The organism is Sphingorhabdus sp., from assembly GCF_044338195.1.
Taxonomy (GTDB): Bacteria; Pseudomonadota; Alphaproteobacteria; order Sphingomonadales; family Sphingomonadaceae; genus Sphingorhabdus_B.
In genome coordinates this window covers 1-15,455 of the sequence record NZ_JBIIMC010000012.1, presented here as the reverse complement: position 1 = coordinate 15,455, position 15,455 = coordinate 1, and the positions used below count along the sequence as shown (strand labels likewise).

21 protein-coding genes are annotated in these 15,455 nt (G+C 56.4%); 14 read left to right on the top strand and 7 right to left on the bottom strand.

Annotated features, from left to right (window positions below; all coding sequences use genetic code 11):
• The 3 genes from ACIQZK_RS05190 to ACIQZK_RS05180 are packed head-to-tail and all read left to right on the top strand — an operon-like array spanning nt 1 to nt 2,807.
• Complete coding sequence (locus ACIQZK_RS05190; protein ID WP_397575199.1) at nt 1-1,629, top strand: nitrite/sulfite reductase; 1,629 nt, start codon at nt 1-3, stop codon at nt 1,627-1,629.
• The gene (locus tag ACIQZK_RS05185) at nt 1,622-2,044 is read left to right on the top strand and encodes a DUF934 domain-containing protein (RefSeq protein WP_397575198.1); all 423 of its coding nucleotides are present in this window, start codon (nt 1,622-1,624) and stop codon (nt 2,042-2,044) included. Before ACIQZK_RS05190 ends, ACIQZK_RS05185 begins: the two co-directional genes overlap by 8 nt.
• Nucleotides 2,037-2,807 carry a phosphoadenylyl-sulfate reductase gene (locus ACIQZK_RS05180; RefSeq protein ID WP_397575197.1) on the top strand — a complete coding sequence of 257 codons (771 nt, stop codon included), beginning with the start codon at nt 2,037-2,039 and terminating at the stop codon, nt 2,805-2,807. Before ACIQZK_RS05185 ends, ACIQZK_RS05180 begins: the two co-directional genes overlap by 8 nt.
• Nucleotides 2,808-2,820: 13 nt before the next feature.
• On the opposite strand, the gene ACIQZK_RS05175 is transcribed toward ACIQZK_RS05180, so the two are convergent.
• Nucleotides 2,821-3,222: an acyl-CoA thioesterase gene (locus ACIQZK_RS05175; protein WP_397575196.1), complete on the bottom strand. Its 402-nt coding sequence runs from the start codon at nt 3,220-3,222 to the stop codon at nt 2,821-2,823.
• A gap of 134 nt (nt 3,223-3,356) precedes the next feature.
• Between ACIQZK_RS05175 and ACIQZK_RS05170 the strand changes: the two genes are divergently transcribed.
• The 7 genes from ACIQZK_RS05170 to ACIQZK_RS05140 all read left to right on the top strand — a co-directional run bounded on the left by ACIQZK_RS05170 (nt 3,357) and on the right by ACIQZK_RS05140 (nt 7,630).
• Nucleotides 3,357-3,698, top strand: coding sequence for a hypothetical protein (locus ACIQZK_RS05170; RefSeq protein WP_397575195.1), 342 nt, complete (start codon nt 3,357-3,359; stop codon nt 3,696-3,698).
• A gap of 115 nt (nt 3,699-3,813) precedes the next feature.
• Entirely contained in the window at nt 3,814-3,948 is a 135-nt protein-coding gene (gene rpmH, locus ACIQZK_RS05165; protein WP_125230634.1) for a 50S ribosomal protein L34, read from the top strand.
• A gap of 23 nt (nt 3,949-3,971) precedes the next feature.
• Nucleotides 3,972-4,307 (top strand): ribonuclease P protein component, encoded by a 336-nt coding sequence (gene rnpA / locus ACIQZK_RS05160; protein ID WP_397575194.1) that lies wholly within the window; start codon nt 3,972-3,974, stop codon nt 4,305-4,307.
• Nucleotides 4,304-4,516, top strand: a complete 213-nt coding sequence (gene yidD / locus ACIQZK_RS05155) for a membrane protein insertion efficiency factor YidD (RefSeq protein WP_397575193.1) — start codon at nt 4,304-4,306, stop codon at nt 4,514-4,516. The genes rnpA and yidD overlap by 4 nt, the downstream gene beginning before the upstream one ends.
• A gap of 32 nt (nt 4,517-4,548) precedes the next feature.
• Nucleotides 4,549-6,318: a membrane protein insertase YidC gene (yidC, locus tag ACIQZK_RS05150; RefSeq protein ID WP_397575192.1), complete on the top strand. Its 1,770-nt coding sequence runs from the start codon at nt 4,549-4,551 to the stop codon at nt 6,316-6,318.
• Nucleotides 6,315-6,956 (top strand): ribosome biogenesis GTP-binding protein YihA/YsxC, encoded by a 642-nt coding sequence (gene yihA / locus ACIQZK_RS05145; RefSeq protein WP_333568955.1) that lies wholly within the window; start codon nt 6,315-6,317, stop codon nt 6,954-6,956. Before yidC ends, yihA begins: the two co-directional genes overlap by 4 nt.
• An 11-nt stretch (nt 6,957-6,967) precedes the next feature.
• Nucleotides 6,968-7,630 carry a glutathione S-transferase family protein gene (locus tag ACIQZK_RS05140; RefSeq protein ID WP_397575191.1) on the top strand — a complete coding sequence of 221 codons (663 nt, stop codon included), beginning with the start codon at nt 6,968-6,970 and terminating at the stop codon, nt 7,628-7,630.
• Here ACIQZK_RS05140 and ACIQZK_RS05135 read toward each other — a convergent pair.
• The 6 genes from ACIQZK_RS05135 to ACIQZK_RS05110 form a co-directional block, all read right to left on the bottom strand.
• Nucleotides 7,623-8,087 (bottom strand): cupin domain-containing protein, encoded by a 465-nt coding sequence (locus ACIQZK_RS05135; protein ID WP_397575190.1) that lies wholly within the window; start codon nt 8,085-8,087, stop codon nt 7,623-7,625. The two genes, ACIQZK_RS05140 and ACIQZK_RS05135, sit on opposite strands and share 8 nt — an antisense overlap.
• Nucleotides 8,088-8,096: 9 nt before the next feature.
• The gene (gene aroC / locus ACIQZK_RS05130) at nt 8,097-9,173 is read right to left on the bottom strand and encodes a chorismate synthase (RefSeq protein ID WP_397575189.1); all 1,077 of its coding nucleotides are present in this window, start codon (nt 9,171-9,173) and stop codon (nt 8,097-8,099) included.
• A gap of 66 nt (nt 9,174-9,239) precedes the next feature.
• Entirely contained in the window at nt 9,240-10,070 is an 831-nt protein-coding gene (gene fabI, locus ACIQZK_RS05125; protein WP_306063637.1) for an enoyl-ACP reductase FabI, read from the bottom strand.
• Nucleotides 10,071-10,077: 7 nt separating this feature from the next.
• On the bottom strand, nt 10,078-11,040 hold the full coding sequence (locus ACIQZK_RS05120; protein WP_397575188.1) for a YihY/virulence factor BrkB family protein: 963 nt from the start codon (nt 11,038-11,040) through the stop codon (nt 10,078-10,080).
• Nucleotides 11,033-11,950, bottom strand: a complete 918-nt coding sequence (locus ACIQZK_RS05115) for a DnaJ C-terminal domain-containing protein (protein WP_397575187.1) — start codon at nt 11,948-11,950, stop codon at nt 11,033-11,035. The genes ACIQZK_RS05120 and ACIQZK_RS05115 overlap by 8 nt, the downstream gene beginning before the upstream one ends.
• A 56-nt stretch (nt 11,951-12,006) precedes the next feature.
• Complete coding sequence (locus tag ACIQZK_RS05110; protein WP_397575186.1) at nt 12,007-12,474, bottom strand: ABA4-like family protein; 468 nt, start codon at nt 12,472-12,474, stop codon at nt 12,007-12,009.
• 51 nt (nt 12,475-12,525) lie between these two features.
• On the opposite strand from ACIQZK_RS05110, the gene pdxH reads away from it, so the two are divergent.
• The 4 genes from pdxH to ACIQZK_RS05090 are packed head-to-tail and all read left to right on the top strand — an operon-like array spanning nt 12,526 to nt 15,193.
• On the top strand, nt 12,526-13,122 hold the full coding sequence (pdxH, locus tag ACIQZK_RS05105) for a pyridoxamine 5'-phosphate oxidase (RefSeq protein WP_397575185.1): 597 nt from the start codon (nt 12,526-12,528) through the stop codon (nt 13,120-13,122).
• A 10-nt stretch (nt 13,123-13,132) separates the two neighbouring features.
• Complete coding sequence (locus ACIQZK_RS05100) at nt 13,133-14,086, top strand: cation diffusion facilitator family transporter (protein WP_397575184.1); 954 nt, start codon at nt 13,133-13,135, stop codon at nt 14,084-14,086.
• On the top strand, nt 14,079-14,876 hold the full coding sequence (locus tag ACIQZK_RS05095; RefSeq protein WP_397575183.1) for a PhzF family phenazine biosynthesis protein: 798 nt from the start codon (nt 14,079-14,081) through the stop codon (nt 14,874-14,876). The genes ACIQZK_RS05100 and ACIQZK_RS05095 overlap by 8 nt, the downstream gene beginning before the upstream one ends.
• A 35-nt stretch (nt 14,877-14,911) precedes the next feature.
• On the top strand, nt 14,912-15,193 hold the full coding sequence (locus ACIQZK_RS05090; protein WP_397575182.1) for a hypothetical protein: 282 nt from the start codon (nt 14,912-14,914) through the stop codon (nt 15,191-15,193).
• The last annotated feature ends 262 nt before the right edge of the window (nt 15,194-15,455 follow it).

Below are 15,455 nucleotides of genomic sequence, written 5' to 3'. Positions count from 1 at the left end.
ATGTATAAATATGACCATTTCGACCAATCGATCGTCGATGCGCGCGTTGCCGAATTTCGTGATCAGGTAAACCGGCGTATCGCGGGAGAGATTACGGAAGACCAGTTCAAGCCATTGCGGCTGATGAACGGTCTGTATCTGCAGCTGCATGCCTATATGCTGCGCGTCGCCATTCCATATGGCACGCTCGACAGCCGGCAGATGCGAATGCTCGCGCACATCGCCCGCAAATATGACCGCGATTACGGCCATTTCACAACGCGCCAGAATATCCAGTATAACTGGATCAAGCTTGAGGAATGCGCGGATCTGTTGGAAGAGCTGGCGACGGTTGAAATGCACGCCATTCAAACCAGCGGCAATTGCATCCGCAACATTTCGTCGGACCAATATGCTGGGGCGGCGGCGGATGAAGTTGCTGATCCGCGTCCATGGGCAGAATTGCTGCGCCAATGGTCCACATTCCACCCAGAATTCAGCTATTTGCCGCGCAAGTTCAAGATTGCGGTCATCGCATCCCCCGAAGATCGTGCCGCCATGCGCTTGCATGACATCGGACTAGAGCTTGTCCGCCAGAACGGCGAATTGGGTGCGCGCGTATTCGTAGGGGGCGGCATGGGCCGTACGCCGATGATTGCGCCAGAGATCAATCCGTTCGTCAAAGCCGACGATCTGCTGAGCTACATCGAAGCCTGCTTGCGCGTGTACAATCGCTATGGCCGCCGCGACAATATCTACAAGGCGCGTATCAAGATACTCGTTCACGAAATTGGCGCAGATGAATATCGCCGTCAGGTTGCGGAAGAATTCGCCCATGTCAAAACGCTGGGCATCGATCCGCCATTGGCAGAGCTGGAGCGCATCAGTGCCTTCTTTGCACCGCCTACATTTGATGCAGCAGACGTCGAACCCGATCGCAGTGATCCCGACTTCGCGGTCTGGCTCGATCAGAACGTAAAGCCGCACAAGCAAGCCGGTTACGCGATCGTCAACATCAGCTTGAAGCCGATTGGCGGTATTCCGGGCGATGCAACATCGGCGCAAATCGACGTGATGGCTGACCTTGCTGAGCAATATGGCTTCGACGAATTGCGCGTCACCCATGCACAGAACATCGTGCTGCCACATGTGGCCAAGCGCGATCTGCACGCTGTGTGGCAAGCATTGCGCGAAGCCCAACTGGCAGATGCCAATCTTGACCTGATCAGCGATATCATCGCCTGCCCCGGCCTCGATTATTGCAGCCTTGCCAACGCCCGTTCGATCCCTGTCGCGCAGAAAATTGCGACGCGCTTTGCCGACATGGACCGGCAACGCGATTTGGGCGAGCTGAAGCTCAAAATTTCCGGCTGCATCAATGCCTGCGGACATCACCATGCGGGTCATATCGGCATATTGGGCGTCGACCGGAAGGGTGTGGAAAATTATCAGCTGACCTTCGGCGGCTCTGGCGCGGAAGACGTTAGCATCGGGAAAATCATTGGCCCGGGCTTTGATGAAGACGGCGTTGTCGACGCGGTCGAAAAGGCCACGGAAGTCTACAAGACGCTGCGTGAAGGCGATGAGCGTTTCATCGACACATATCGCCGTGTCGGCCTCGAACCATTTAAGGAGGCGATTTATGGTTGAGTTTCGCTATCGCACGGATGAAGTCACTGAACAGCCATCGGTGACGCTCGATGCTTTTTTGGATCAGTCCAACGCCACCGCTGTCCGGCTTGAGCCCGATGATGATGCACGTGCGCTGATCCCGTTTCTGGATCGGCTGACGCTTATCGAAGTTGCGTTCCCCAAATATCGCGACGGGCGCGGCTACAGTTCCGCGCGCATCTTGCGTGAAGCTGGTTACACCGGCGAGCTGCGCGCGCAAGGCGATGTTCTGGTCGACCAAATTGCGTTCATGCGGCGTTGTGGCTTTGACAGCTTTGCACCCGAAGCGTCGTTAAATCCCGAAGCGGTCGCGCGCGCGCTTTCAACCTATGACCAGTTTTACCAAAAGGCCGCGGACTCCGCGGTTCCCGTTTGGAAGCTACGGCATGGGTGAACTGGTCCGCATCGCCGACCGTATCAACACCGCACCACGTTACACGGAGGCGGACGCCGTCCGTCTCAACAACATGTTCCGTGGGCGCGATACGATCGAAATGCTGACCGTTTTACTGCGTGAAAATATGTTGGGTGATGCGGCGATAGTCTCCAGCTTCGGCGCAGAGAGCGCCGTTTTGCTGCATTTGATCGCCAGCATCGACCCCGCCACACCTGTATTGTTCCTCGACACCGGGAAGCATTTTCCCGAGACGATTACCTATCGCGAGGAACTGCGGAATATGCTTGGCTTGATGGACCTGCGCATCATCGCCCCCGACCCTGCGCATCTGGCGCAAAAGGACGGAACGGGCCTGCGCTGGTCTTATGACCCCGATGGCTGCTGCGAAATCCGCAAAGTCCTTCCGCTGAAATCTGCGCTTGCGGGCTTTGATGCACAGTTTACGGGCCGGAAAGCCTTTCAGTCCGCAACCCGCAAGGCGCTGCCACGGTTCGAAATCGAGGAAGGCCGCCTAAAGGTCAATCCGATTGCAGATTGGGACAAGGCCAGAATCGAAGCCTATATGGCCGAATACGCGCTGCCTGTGCATCCGCTGGTGGAACAGGGCTATCCGTCGATTGGCTGCTCACCTTGTACCACGAAGGTTGCACCAGGCGAAGACCCGCGCTCGGGTCGCTGGAAGGGCTGGGACAAGGTTGAGTGCGGAATTCATACGGCCGTCACGCCACTGGATGACAGCGCAAACGACCCGATCTTTTAACCGGCGCGCGCATTCAATCCTTCTGGAAAAAATAGGCCTGAATGTCCGCCGCAATACGCGCGGGACGAAGCGTTTCGGCATCGATGCAGCACCAGCTTGATTTAACCTCAGCCAACACGTCTTCACCGCGCTTGATGATCGTTTCGTAAAAGGACCGGGCACCTTGCACTTTTTCAAGAACGACGGACGCGATAACGACATCATCGAGAAACGCCGGCTTCCTGTAAGTGATTTCGTGCTTCAACGCGACCCACAGATATTTTGCAGCCGCCTCAGGCGGGGCAAGCTTGTTCCAATGCGCCAAAACCGCATCCTGCACCCAGTTCAAATAGCGCGCATTATTCACATGCCCCATGAAGTCGATGTCGGCAGGCAAGACGCCGATATGATGAAGGTGGGAGAGCGTTTTTGTCATGATGCTTCCAAGATAGGCTTAAGCATGAAGATTACACCCCCATTGCGGATTAAATCGGAATAAATAGATGCATTCATCACAAAAATTCGCGGTCATGACTTGCCGCGGGATTTTTCGTTCCCCACATTATCGACATGCGTGAATCTGGATGGACATATTGGCGACAAACCAACGCCTTTCGCTGGACGATGCTAACAATTGGGTGGATATTGGTGCTGGGATCTCCTTTATTAGGCCCGATCCCCGGTCCGGGACCGCTGATCATTTTACCCATTGGGCTTGCGTTCATCCTGAAAAATTCGCTTTGGGCCAAAAAGCGGTACGCACGGCTGGCGCGGCAGCATCCCGAATATGCACAATGGGCGAATTGGGCGCTGCGGCGGAGCAAGCTTACCGACCGTCCACCGTTTCCGGATGTGAAAGGTGATTTCATGCACCTGTTCCGCCGCGACGACATCGACATGAAAATGCCCTGACCTGTGTTGACTTTTAGCCTTTCGGACCGTATCGGCCACTGCAACAGAAGCGGTCGCTGCGCAGATTCGGCGGCCCTTTTCATTTCAAGACGCAAAAAATTTAAGGATTACAGTCATGAAGCGCACTTTTCAGCCGAGCAATCTCGTGCGTGCCCGTCGCCACGGTTTTCGTCTCCGTATGTCAACCGCCGCTGGCCGCAACATCCTGAACGCACGTCGCGCACGCGGCCGCAAGAAACTGTCGGCTTAATCCCCGAGCAGGCGGACCGCGAGATGCGCGGTTACAGCGTTATCAAAAAAAGGTCAGACTTTCTGGCCGCCAACCGGGGGAAGCGATATGCAACTCCCGGTTTTGTTTTGCTGGTTCGCGACAGGCGGGACGACAGCCCTGCAATCCGGCTAGGCATCACCATCACCAAAAAAGTCGGTAACGCCGTCATCCGCAACCGCATGCGCCGCCGCTTTCGCGCGTTGGCGCAGGAAATGCTCGCCGATAAGGGCAAGGCAGGCGCGGATCATATTCTGATTGGTCGCGACAGCGCCATCGAACGCGATTTCGACGCCTTGCGGGCGGATATGGTCAAGGCGTTGGGGAAGCTCGGCGCATGATCGCAAAGCTGCTCATCTTATGCGCACGGGCTTGGCAAATCGGGCCGTCGCGCATTTTGCCGCCGACCTGCCGGTACAGCCCCAGCTGCTCGGCTTATGCAATAACGGCACTACAGAAATACGGCGCAATTAAAGGTGGCTGGCTGGCCATCAAACGGCTATTGCGCTGCCAACCTTGGGGTGGGCACGGATATGATCCAGTGCCATGACGCCCAATTGATTGAATGACGGGGATTTACACGTGGACGATAAACGCAACCTGATTTTTGCAGTCTTGCTGACAGGCCTTATCCTGTTCGGATGGCCTTATGTCGCCAGCTATTTCTTTCCAACCCCCGCGCCTGTGACCAGCAGCGCCACGACCGCAGCCAGCCCAGCTGGCGCGGCAACGTCGGACGTGCCAGTCACGGCGGCCCCTGCACAAACACAGGCCATTCCGCTGAGCAGCGCGCTGCAGTCAACAGGCCGCATCTTGGTGGAAACGCCAAAGTTGAAGGGCTCGATCAATCTTGAAGGCGCAAAAATTGACGACCTTTTGTTGCTGACCCACCGCACCGCACTCGCCAAGGATTCGCCGCCAGTGCGCCTGTTCGCGCCATCGGGCACAAAAGATGCCTATTTTGCGCGCTTTGGTTGGGCTGGTACCGGCGTAACGGTTCCTGATGATAAAACCGTCTGGACGCCAAGCGGCAATAAGTTGACGCCAACCACGCCCGTTACATTAAGCTGGACCAACCCCCTTAATCAGAAGTTCGAAATCGCGTTGTCGATTGACAAAAACTACATGATTACTGCGAAGCAGACATTCACCAATGGCGGCAGTACCCCAGTTGAGATCGCGAATTTTGCCTTGCTCAGCCGCACTGGCAAGCCAGCCGACGCGACGTCTGGTGGATCCATATTCACGCATATCCACATTGGTCCAATGGGCGTTTTTGACGAAAAGCCCAATTATGATTGGGGCTATGTCGACGTCGAAGAAAACAAAGGCGAGGCATCATTCACCAGCACGGGCGGATGGCTTGGTTTCACCGATAAATATTGGCTCGGCGCGCTCATTCCTGATCAGAAGACGCCCGTATCGGCGAAGTTCCGTGCCAGCGGCGATGTCTATCAGGCGCAAGTCATTCCAACACGCTACACCAGCGTCGCGCCCGGTGCGGTGCTTAACAGCGGCTCGCGTCTGTTCGCTGGTGCCAAAGAAATGGCTGTTCTGGACGCCTATTCCAAGAATCTTGGCATTCCGTATCTCGATTATGCCATCGATTGGGGCTGGTTCTGGTTTATCGCCATTCCATTCTTCTGGATCCTGCATTGGTTGTTCGGCCTTTTCGGAAACTTTGGTGTGGCCATTATTGGCCTGACGATCATCGTACGCGGCTTCATGTACCCCGTGGCGCAGAAGCAATTTGCGTCCATGGCGCAGATGCGTGCTGTTCAGCCTAAGCTGAAGGCGCTGCAAGAACGTTGGAAGGATGACAAGCCACGTCTGCAGCAGGAAATGATGAAGCTGTATAAGGATGAAAAGGTAAATCCGCTCGCGGGCTGCCTGCCCATCTTGCTGCAGATTCCGATCTTCTTCGCACTGTACAAGATTCTGCTGCTGTCGATCGAAATGCGTCACCAGCCGTTTGTGCTGTGGCTGAAGGATTTGTCGGCTCCCGATCCGTTGACACCGATCAACCTGTTTGGACTTCTTCCCTTTGACCCGCCATCGTTCATTGCCATTGGCGTTCTGCCAATATTGCTGGGCGTGACAATGTGGCTGATGCAGCGCCTGAACCCGCAACCGATGGATGACGTGCAAAAGCAGGTATTCGCGGTCATGCCATGGTTCCTGATGTTCATCATGGCGCCATTTGCCGCCGGACTTCAGCTCTATTGGGTCATGTCGAACATCGTTTCGATCGCGCAACAAAGCTGGCTCTATTCACGCCACCCGGTGTTGCGTGAGCAGATGGCGCGTGATGCGCAAGAAAAAGCGGCAGCGAAAGCCAAGGCGGGGTCGTGAGCGCAGATGTCATTGCGGGAATAGCCGAACCGAACCGGATATTCTCCGGTCCGGTTACGTTCCTGAAATCAGCGCCGAAGCTCGAATTTCTGCCGGACCCAACGGTCCCTGAAATTGCCTTTGCGGGTCGGTCGAACGTCGGCAAGTCCAGCCTAATCAATGCGTTGGTGAACCGAAACAATCTTGCGCGCGCGTCCAACACACCGGGCCGTACGCAAGAGCTGAATTTTTTCGATGTGGGTGAACCGGCATTGTTTCGCATCGTCGACATGCCGGGCTATGGCTATGCCAAAGCCCCCATCAAGACGGTTCAGCAATGGCGTTACCTAATCAACGACTATCTGCGTGGCCGCGCGGTGTTAAAGCGCGTGTTTGTGCTGATCGACAGCCGCCATGGTATCAAAGAAGTCGATCATGAAATCATGAAAATGCTCGATGCGGCTGCCATCAGCTACCGGATTGTGCTGACCAAGACCGACAAGATCAAAGCGTCCGAACGCGAGGCGGTTGAGGCTGACACCATGGCAAAACTGCGCAAGCATGTTGCTGCCTATCCGGAACTTTCGGTGACATCTGCGGAAAAGCGCGGCGGTATTGACGAATTGCGCGCGGCTGTGTTGGAAGCCGTCGCTTCTTAGGGTCAGGGCCTATGAAACTGATTATCGGAAACAAAGCCTATTCAAGCTGGTCGCTGCGCGGCTGGCTTGCGGCCAAGCAATCTGGCCTGCATTTTGACGAGATCATTGTTCCGCTGTTTGCCGATGGCTGGGAAGAGCGCAAACGTGAGGACGACCTTGCGCCATCATCTGGCAAGGTGCCGACCTTGTGGGATGGAGAGGCAGTGGTCTGGGACAGCCTGGCGATCATCGATTATCTCGCCGACAAGGTGGGGCGGGATCGCTTTTGGCCCAAGGACGAAGTCGCGCGCGGCATGGCGCGTTCGATGGCGGCGGAAATGCATGCGGGCTATACCGCCCTGCGCCGCGAATTCCCGATGAATACGCGCAAGACCTTTAGCGATGTGACGATATCCGAAGAGACCCGGAAAGACGCGGTCCGCATATTGCAAATATGGGCCGAAACCCGCTCGCGTTTTGGCAAAGACGGGCCATATCTGTTTGGTACGTTCAGTGCAGCGGACATCATGTTCGCACCTGTGGTGACGCGTTTTGTGACCTATGGCTTCACCCTGCCCGGCTTCGCCGAAAGCTATGCGAAAACGATTATGGCGCATCCGTGGATGGAAGAATGGTACGCTGCCGCCGCAGAGGAACCATGGACGATCCAGCGGATTGAGGACGCAGTTACTTAATCCGCTCCGTGGGATAAGGCGTCCCGTCTTTGCGGAAATAGCCTGCATCGCCGAATGTCATGTCGATATCAGCGTAGACACCGCCTGCACCGCGATCGCCAGCACCGATAGCGATGAAGACACAATCGCAATCGCTGCGGTTAATCAGATGATGGCCGTTGGGTTCGCCCGCCGCCCACGCAGCAACGTCGCCTGCCCGCAAAACCGTTTCGGTATCATCCTCAATCAATACGGCTTCGCCAGACAGCATGATGACGATTTCGTCTTCTTTATGGTGCCAATGCCGATGTGATGACCATCCACCAGGCTTCAGTACCACATGACTTGCACCCAAATGCGTAAGGCCGGCTTCCGGTGCTAACCTACGCCACCACCTGCCCTCGACTTCGCGGTCATATGGAGCGGGATACCCCGTTGCATTGCTTTGGGCGATTGCATCGAGGTTGAGTTTAGGCACTGGAGGGCTCTAGCCGCATTGTGCGCGGTGCAGCAGCTTCTGGTCGGCCAGCACGAGCGCCATCATCGCCTCAACCACCGGCGTGCCGCGGATACCCACGCAGGGGTCGTGGCGGCCTTTTGTGATGATGTCGGTCGCATCGCCGTCGCGGGTGACTGTTTCCACGGGTGTGAGGATTGATGAAGTCGGCTTGAACGCGACCCGCACCAGCACGGGCTGCCCTGTGGAGATACCGCCCGCAATTCCCCCTGCATTGTTCGCGAGGAATTCGGGATGGTTCGATCCTTCTGATGAAGGCCGCATGCGGTCGGCATTTTCTTCGCCACGCAAACGCGCTGCGCCAAAGCCTGCGCCAATTTCGACGCCTTTAACCGCGTTGATGCTCATCATCGCCGACGCAAGTTCGCTGTCGAGCTTCGCATATAAAGGTGCGCCCCAACCGGCTGGTACGCCGGTAGCAACACATTCAATGACAGCGCCAAGCGATGATCCCGCCTTGCGCGCCTCATCCACCAATTTTTCCCACCGACCGGCAGCGGCTTCGTCGGGGCAGAAAAAGGGGTTTTTGTCGATCTGTGCAGCTTCAAAATTGTTGCGGTCGATGGCATCGCCGCCGATCTCCGCGACATAAGCCATAATTTCGACATCCGGCATGACCGCCCTTGCCACTGCGCCAGCGGCGACACGTGCAGCTGTTTCTCGCGCGCTTGAACGTCCGCCACCGCGATAATCGCGAAAGCCATATTTTGCGTCATAGCTGTAATCGGCATGACCGGGGCGATAGGCCTTGGCGACGTCAGAATAATCTTTTGACCGCTGGTCAACATTTTCGATCATCAGCGAGATTGGCGTTCCCGTCGTCCGCCCTTCAAAAACGCCAGACAAAATCCGCACGGCATCCGGCTCCTGCCGCTGCGTTGTGAAACGCGATGTCCCGGGACGGCGCTTGTCCAAAAATGGCTGAATGTCCGCTTCGGACAAGGCAAGTCCGGGAGGGCAACCATCGACCACTGCGCCAAGCGCAGGCCCGTGGGACTCTCCCCAAGTCGTGAAGCGAAAAACGCGGCCGAAAGTATTAAAGCTCATCTGCTGATTCCGACTTCTTCATATGGACCGCGCGATAGTGCACCAGATCGTTGCCATGCCCCGCAATCATTTTGTGGTGTCGATATCAGGAGCATCCTCCTGCTTCATGCCGACGGTGTGGTAACCCGCATCGACATGGTGGATTTCGCCGGTAACGCCTGCGCCCAGATCGGACAGGAAATACAAAGAAGACGCACCAACATCATCAATGGTCACGTTGCGGCGCAGCGGCGTGTTCAGTTCATTCCATTTCAGGATATACCGGAAATCACCAATGCCCGACGCAGCGAGCGTCTTGATCGGTCCAGCCGATATCGCGTTCACGCGAATGCCTTGTGGCCCGACATCATTGGCCAGATATTTGACCGACGTTTCCAGTGCCGCCTTGGCCACGCCCATGACGTTGTAATGCGGCATGACCTTTTCTGCGCCATAATAGCTGAGCGTCAGCATCGATCCGCCACCTTCACCGGTTTCGGGATCAAGCGGCTTCATCATGGCCGCAGCGCGCTTGGCAACGGCGGTAAAGCTGTAGACGCTGATGTTCATCGTCATCAGGAAGTCGTCCAAGCCTACGTCGAAATATTTGCCGCGCAGTGCTTCTTTGTTGGTGAAGCCGATGGCGTGCACTACAAAATCAATATTGGGCCATTTCGCCGCCAGCGTGTCAAAGGCGCGGTCGAGATTGTCCATATCGGCAACGTCGCAATCGATGAGAAAGTCACACCCGAGTTGTTCCGCCAATGGCCGAACGCGCTTTTCCATGACTTCGCCCTGATAGCTGAACGCCAATTCTGCGCCTTCGGCATGCAAACGCTTCGCAATGCCCCACGCCAGAGACTTGTCATTGGCGAGCCCCATAATCAGCCCGCGTTTGCCCGCCATCAATCCTGTCATAAAATCCTCATTCGTCAGGTGAATTTTGTTGCCGCTGCTTTAGTCCATTTTCATGGGCGTTGGCCAGCGCTGCGTTTAATTGCGCTCCTGTCACCAATCCTAGCCCAATAAGATAGAAGAAAATGAGCGCCACCATGACACCCGCAAGGCTGCCATAGGTGAGGTCATAATTGCTGACGCTCGACAGGAAAACCGGCAAAAGCGCCGTGAGACCAAGCCACCACATGCTCACCAAGGCTGGCCCTGGCCATTTGGGAAATGCGGATGACCGATATTTGGACGGGGTTAGCCCGACAAAAATGACATAGATTGCGACGAACAATGTAATGAATGGAATGATACGGCCCCACGCGAAATAGCCTGAAACCATCTGCGCGGTGGGAATGAAGCGATACACCAGATCCTCAACTGCGGTCACCACAACCTGCGCCGAAAAAGCGACCATCGCCAGAATAACCGACGCGATGATCGCGCCGAGCGAACCCAATCGATAATGCCAGAACGCACGGCTGGGCGCCGCACCATAAGACCGATGGAGCACATCGCGAAAGGTTTCGATTAGGCTGGCCGCAGTCCAAAGACTGACGGCAGCACTGAGCCATAGCAATGGCCCCGAACGCGCGGTCATGGCGGACTCGATGGGTTCTTTAAGCGCGGCTCCGACACTTGGCGGGACCGTCACGAAAAACGCCTCAATCAGCGCCAGCCCGGACTCGGTTTGTCCAACTGCGCCAGCGATGGCCGCGGCGACAATGCAGAATGCGAAAAGTGACAACAACGACAGATATGCGAAATTGCCCGCATGAATGAAGCCGTCGCTATACACACCAACGGCAACACGCTTGGTCACTTCCACAACCTGACCCGTCAGCCCAAGGTGCGCAAACCATGTCGCTTCGCTTTCATCGGCATGTGTCGCCGCAGGAAGATGTGCCCGTGCCTCCGGTGACAGAGGCGAAATTTCAGACACTAAGATTGTCCCGGACACTGCTGTCCGAGAGGACGCCAGCCAGACGCGCCAGTTCCACAGGGTCCGATGGCAAGTGAATCATCAGCGTGACCAACTGGTCGCCGCGTGCACCCGATTTGGTTGTGAAGCCCCTGCCCTTTATCCGCAGCACGGCACCTGAATTGGTACGCGGCGGAACGGTGAGCATGACTGCGCCATCGACGGTCGGAACCTTCACCTTGCCGCCATCGACGGCTTCTTTGATCGAGATCGGCAGATCAATCCGGATATGGTCGCCGTCGCGCACCAAATCGGGGTGCTTGCCAAGCTTCAACGTGACCATGGCATCGCCATTGCCGCCAGGCCCCGGCTGACCACGCCCCGGAATGCGGATCTGTTGTCCGGCAACAAGGCCTGCAGGCAGTTTGAACTCAACGGTCTTGCCATCGCCCAGCATAATGCGCTGCGGCGCAAGCGTTGCCGCGTCGGTGAAGGACACCAGATGCTCGTACGCAATATTCGCGCCCTTGGGTGGCGGCGCTTGCTGCGGACGTGGGCCAGCGCCGGGACGGCCACCGCCGCCGCCAAACAAGCCATCAAAAATGTCGCCAAGGTCGATGCCGCCACTGACAAAGTCGAAATTGCCACCGCCGGGTCCGCCTTGGCTATATCCGCCGCCGCCAAATGGGTTGCCACCGGTAAAACGCGGTTGGCCGTTTTCGTCTATTTCGCCGCGGTCAAATTGCCCGCGCTTTTTGGGGTCCGATAACAAATCATACGCTTGCGTAATTTCGCTGAAGCGCTCCGAAGCTTTCGGATTGTCCTTGTTCTTGTCGGGATGCAATTCCTTCGCAAGCTTACGATAAGCGGATTTAATCGCTTTCTCATCCGCGCCTTTGGAAACGCCTAAAATCGAATAAGGATCAGCCATTCTTGTCCCTGTTTACCCTGCTTATCCGTCTTACATTGGTATTACAGTGCCCCAAGTCAACTCGGAAGCAGGGCGTCATCCTGTTTTTTACCGGTAATCTGGCGTAACAGAAGATATAGCAGCAGGCCAATGGGCCCCGCCATCAGCGTGAAGAAGAGTATGGGCACTTGAAGCCAGCGCGCAATTTTGTGCTGGTCGGCATTTCGCGCAATCCACGTGCCGACAAACAAATCGAACGCCAAATAATGGATCCAGCCGATCGTTGCACCGCCCGGCGAGCCAAACAACGCCATGACCCCCGCTAACGTCGTGAAGTCCGCAGGCGGGCGGCCTGCGGGACCGCCATCGGATATACATCCAGCCATCAGCGGGATGATAAGGCCCGCATACAGGCATGCGAGCAACACCGTTCCTGCGGAAAATACATATGGCACAACCCGTTCGCGCTTTGGCGTGACCGCCAACACCACCCAAGCGAGCAGCGCCCACGCATTTGCGACACCGAATATCATTTCCCAGTTCATTTTATATTCTAGCCCCTTTTAACGCGCATCAGTCTAGCCTATCGGTTGGCTATGGAAAGACCTGATCCTTTTAGCCTGTTCGACGCATGGTTTGCCGAAGCGCGGACCACCGAAATCAACGACTCCAACGCAATGGCATTGGCGACCACGGGCGCGGATGGGCAACCTTCGGTCCGCATGGTGCTGTTGAAAGGTCATGGCCCCGACCTTGGCGACCATGGCGGATTTGTTTTCTACACAAATTTCGAAAGCCGCAAGGCGATGCAATTGTCTGACAATGCGCAGGTGGCGCTGCTGTTTCACTGGAAATCGTTGCGCCGGCAAATCCGGATTGAGGGGGAAGCGAACCCCGTCGACGACGCGACCGCCGATGCCTATTTCGCCACCCGCTCACGCAATTCGCAGCTGGGTGCATGGGCTTCGGACCAGTCGCGTCCGCTTGCAGACCGTGCGACATTTGAAGCGCGCTTTGCCGAGGTAGAAGCCCGCTTTGAAGGGCAAGATGTTCCGCGCCCGCCGCATTGGTCGGGTTGGATGGTCAGCCCGCACCGCATCGAATTCTGGCAAGACCGCGAATTCCGCCTGCACGAACGCTGGCTATATGAACGCGACGGCGACGGCTGGACGACGGGCATGTTATATCCATGAAGGGCCGCGCATGAGCCTTGGGCATAGCGACCATCACCAGGCGCATGGTGAACTGACCAAACGTGCGGCCATCGCCAGCGTATCGATGGCGCTGTTCCTGCTTGCGCTTAAGGTGTTTGCAGCTGCGGAAACCGGGTCCGTTGCCCTGCTTGGGTCATTGGCGGACACAGGCTTTGACGTTCTTGCCTCGTTGCTCACGCTGTTCAGCGTCCGTTACGCCGCGATGCCCGCCGATGACGACCACCGTTTCGGCCATGGCAAGGCGGAGGCATTGTCCGCTTTGGTACAGGTTGTGCTCGTCATACTGTCGGCCATTCTGATTTCATGGCGCGCAATTGTCCGGCTCGGAACGCAGGAGCCGACATCCCACCCCGAATATGGCATTGGGGTCTCGCTCATCGCGATTGTGGCAACGCTCGGGCTGCTTGCCTATCAGCGTTATGTTGTCCGCAAAACCGGTTCGGTCGCGATCCAAGCGGATCATGTGCATTATCAGAGCGACCTGTTGCTCAACATTGCCGTCATTGTCGCAATCGTTCTGGATACAATGTTGGGTGTGCGCGGAGCAGACCCATTGTTCGGCATCGCGATTGCAGCGTGGCTGTTGTGGGGCGCTTACAACGCAGCGCGTCTGGCGTTGGACCAATTGCTGGATCGCGAATGGCCGCAGGAAAAGCGCCAGCGCTTCATAGACGTTGCGATGCGCCACCCGGAACTGCGCGGCATTCACGATATGCGCACGCGTTCCAGCGGCGCGCACGACTTTTGCCAGTTTCATGTCTGGGTCGACCCCGACATGACGGTCGCAGCGGCGCACCATATCATGGACGAAGTCGAACAAGCGTTGATGGATGAATTCCCCGGCGTCGAAGTGCTGATCCACCCCGATCCCGAAGGCCATAAAGACGAAATGGGTTATATCCCATCCGAAACCATCGAACATCACGAGCATACGCATGACTGACTTGCCTTATTATCACGTAGACGCCTTTGCCGATCGGCCATTCACGGGCAATCAGGCCGCCGTCATGCCGCTCACGCACTGGTTGGATGACGCCGTGCTTCAGGCGATTGGCGAGGAAAACAACTTCGCGGAAACGGCATTCTACGTGCCCGATGAAACGGGCGCTGCCGATTATGAATTGCGCTGGTTCACGCCAGAGGTTGAAATCCGCCTCTGCGGCCATGCGACGCTTGCGAGCGGGCATATCGTGCTGAGCGAAAACCCTGCGCTTGACCGGGTGACATTCCGGACGCGCAAAGCGGGCATATTGGAAGTGCGCCGCGAAGGTGATGGTTATGCCGTTGCATTGCCGGCAATCCCGACGGAGCCGGTGAATAACCCCGAAATGATGCAGGCCATGGGCGGCAATCCCCTGTCGATGCGCAGCAACCCCGACAGCTATAATATGTTCGTGTACGCAACGGCGGCAGAAATTTTGGCACTGAAGCCCGATATGAAGGCGCTTGCGACACTTGGCGATGACAGCTTCACCGCCACGGCGCGCGGGGAGGACACCGACATTGTCAGCCGCGTTTTTGTTCCAGGTGCAGGCGTTGACGAAGACAGCGTTACCGGCAGTGCCCATGCGGTACTGACGCCTTATTGGGCTGCCGAGCTGGGCCGTGACAATTTTACTGCCTATCAGGCATCGGCGCGCGGCGGTTATCTTGGTTGCCGTCTTGATGGTGAACGTGTGTGGTTGTCAGGCCATTGTTTTACGGTAGTAAAGGGAATGTTCAGCTTGGGCTGACCATCACAGGCATTCCATTGTTCAAAGGATTATTCATGCGTAAATCATTGGCCATACTGGCTGCACTCGTCCTGTCCCCAGTTGCGATGGCTCAGGACGCGCCTCCGCCGCCACCCGCCGGTGGTGTGCCGCAGCCCGAGCAAATCTTTGCTTTTCTCGATGCAAATAAAGACGGCTTCATCGCTAAGGACGAAGCACAGGGACCATTGGTCCAGTATTTCGGGATGATCGATACCGATAAGGACGACAAGATTTCGATGGCAGAGCTAAAGACCGCCATGGAAGCAATGCGTCCGCCCGAGCCTACGCAAGGCTAGGCCCAAGGCAAATAAACTATCCTAAAATATTAGGGTCAGGACCTATTAAATGCACCGTCGCGGCGTCAAAATGGCAAAGATATCGAAGTAAAATGTCCGCCGCAGGCAGTTATTCTGCCTGCAAGGGCATTTTGCTTTGAGATCGAAGCCATTTTGGCGTCCTTCGGATTTGACCCATATTGTCCATTGCTGCGTTGGCAAGCTTGGACTTAGAACCACTAAGTCCGGCGCTTACCGCCTTGCACTGAACAATATGGCCTCA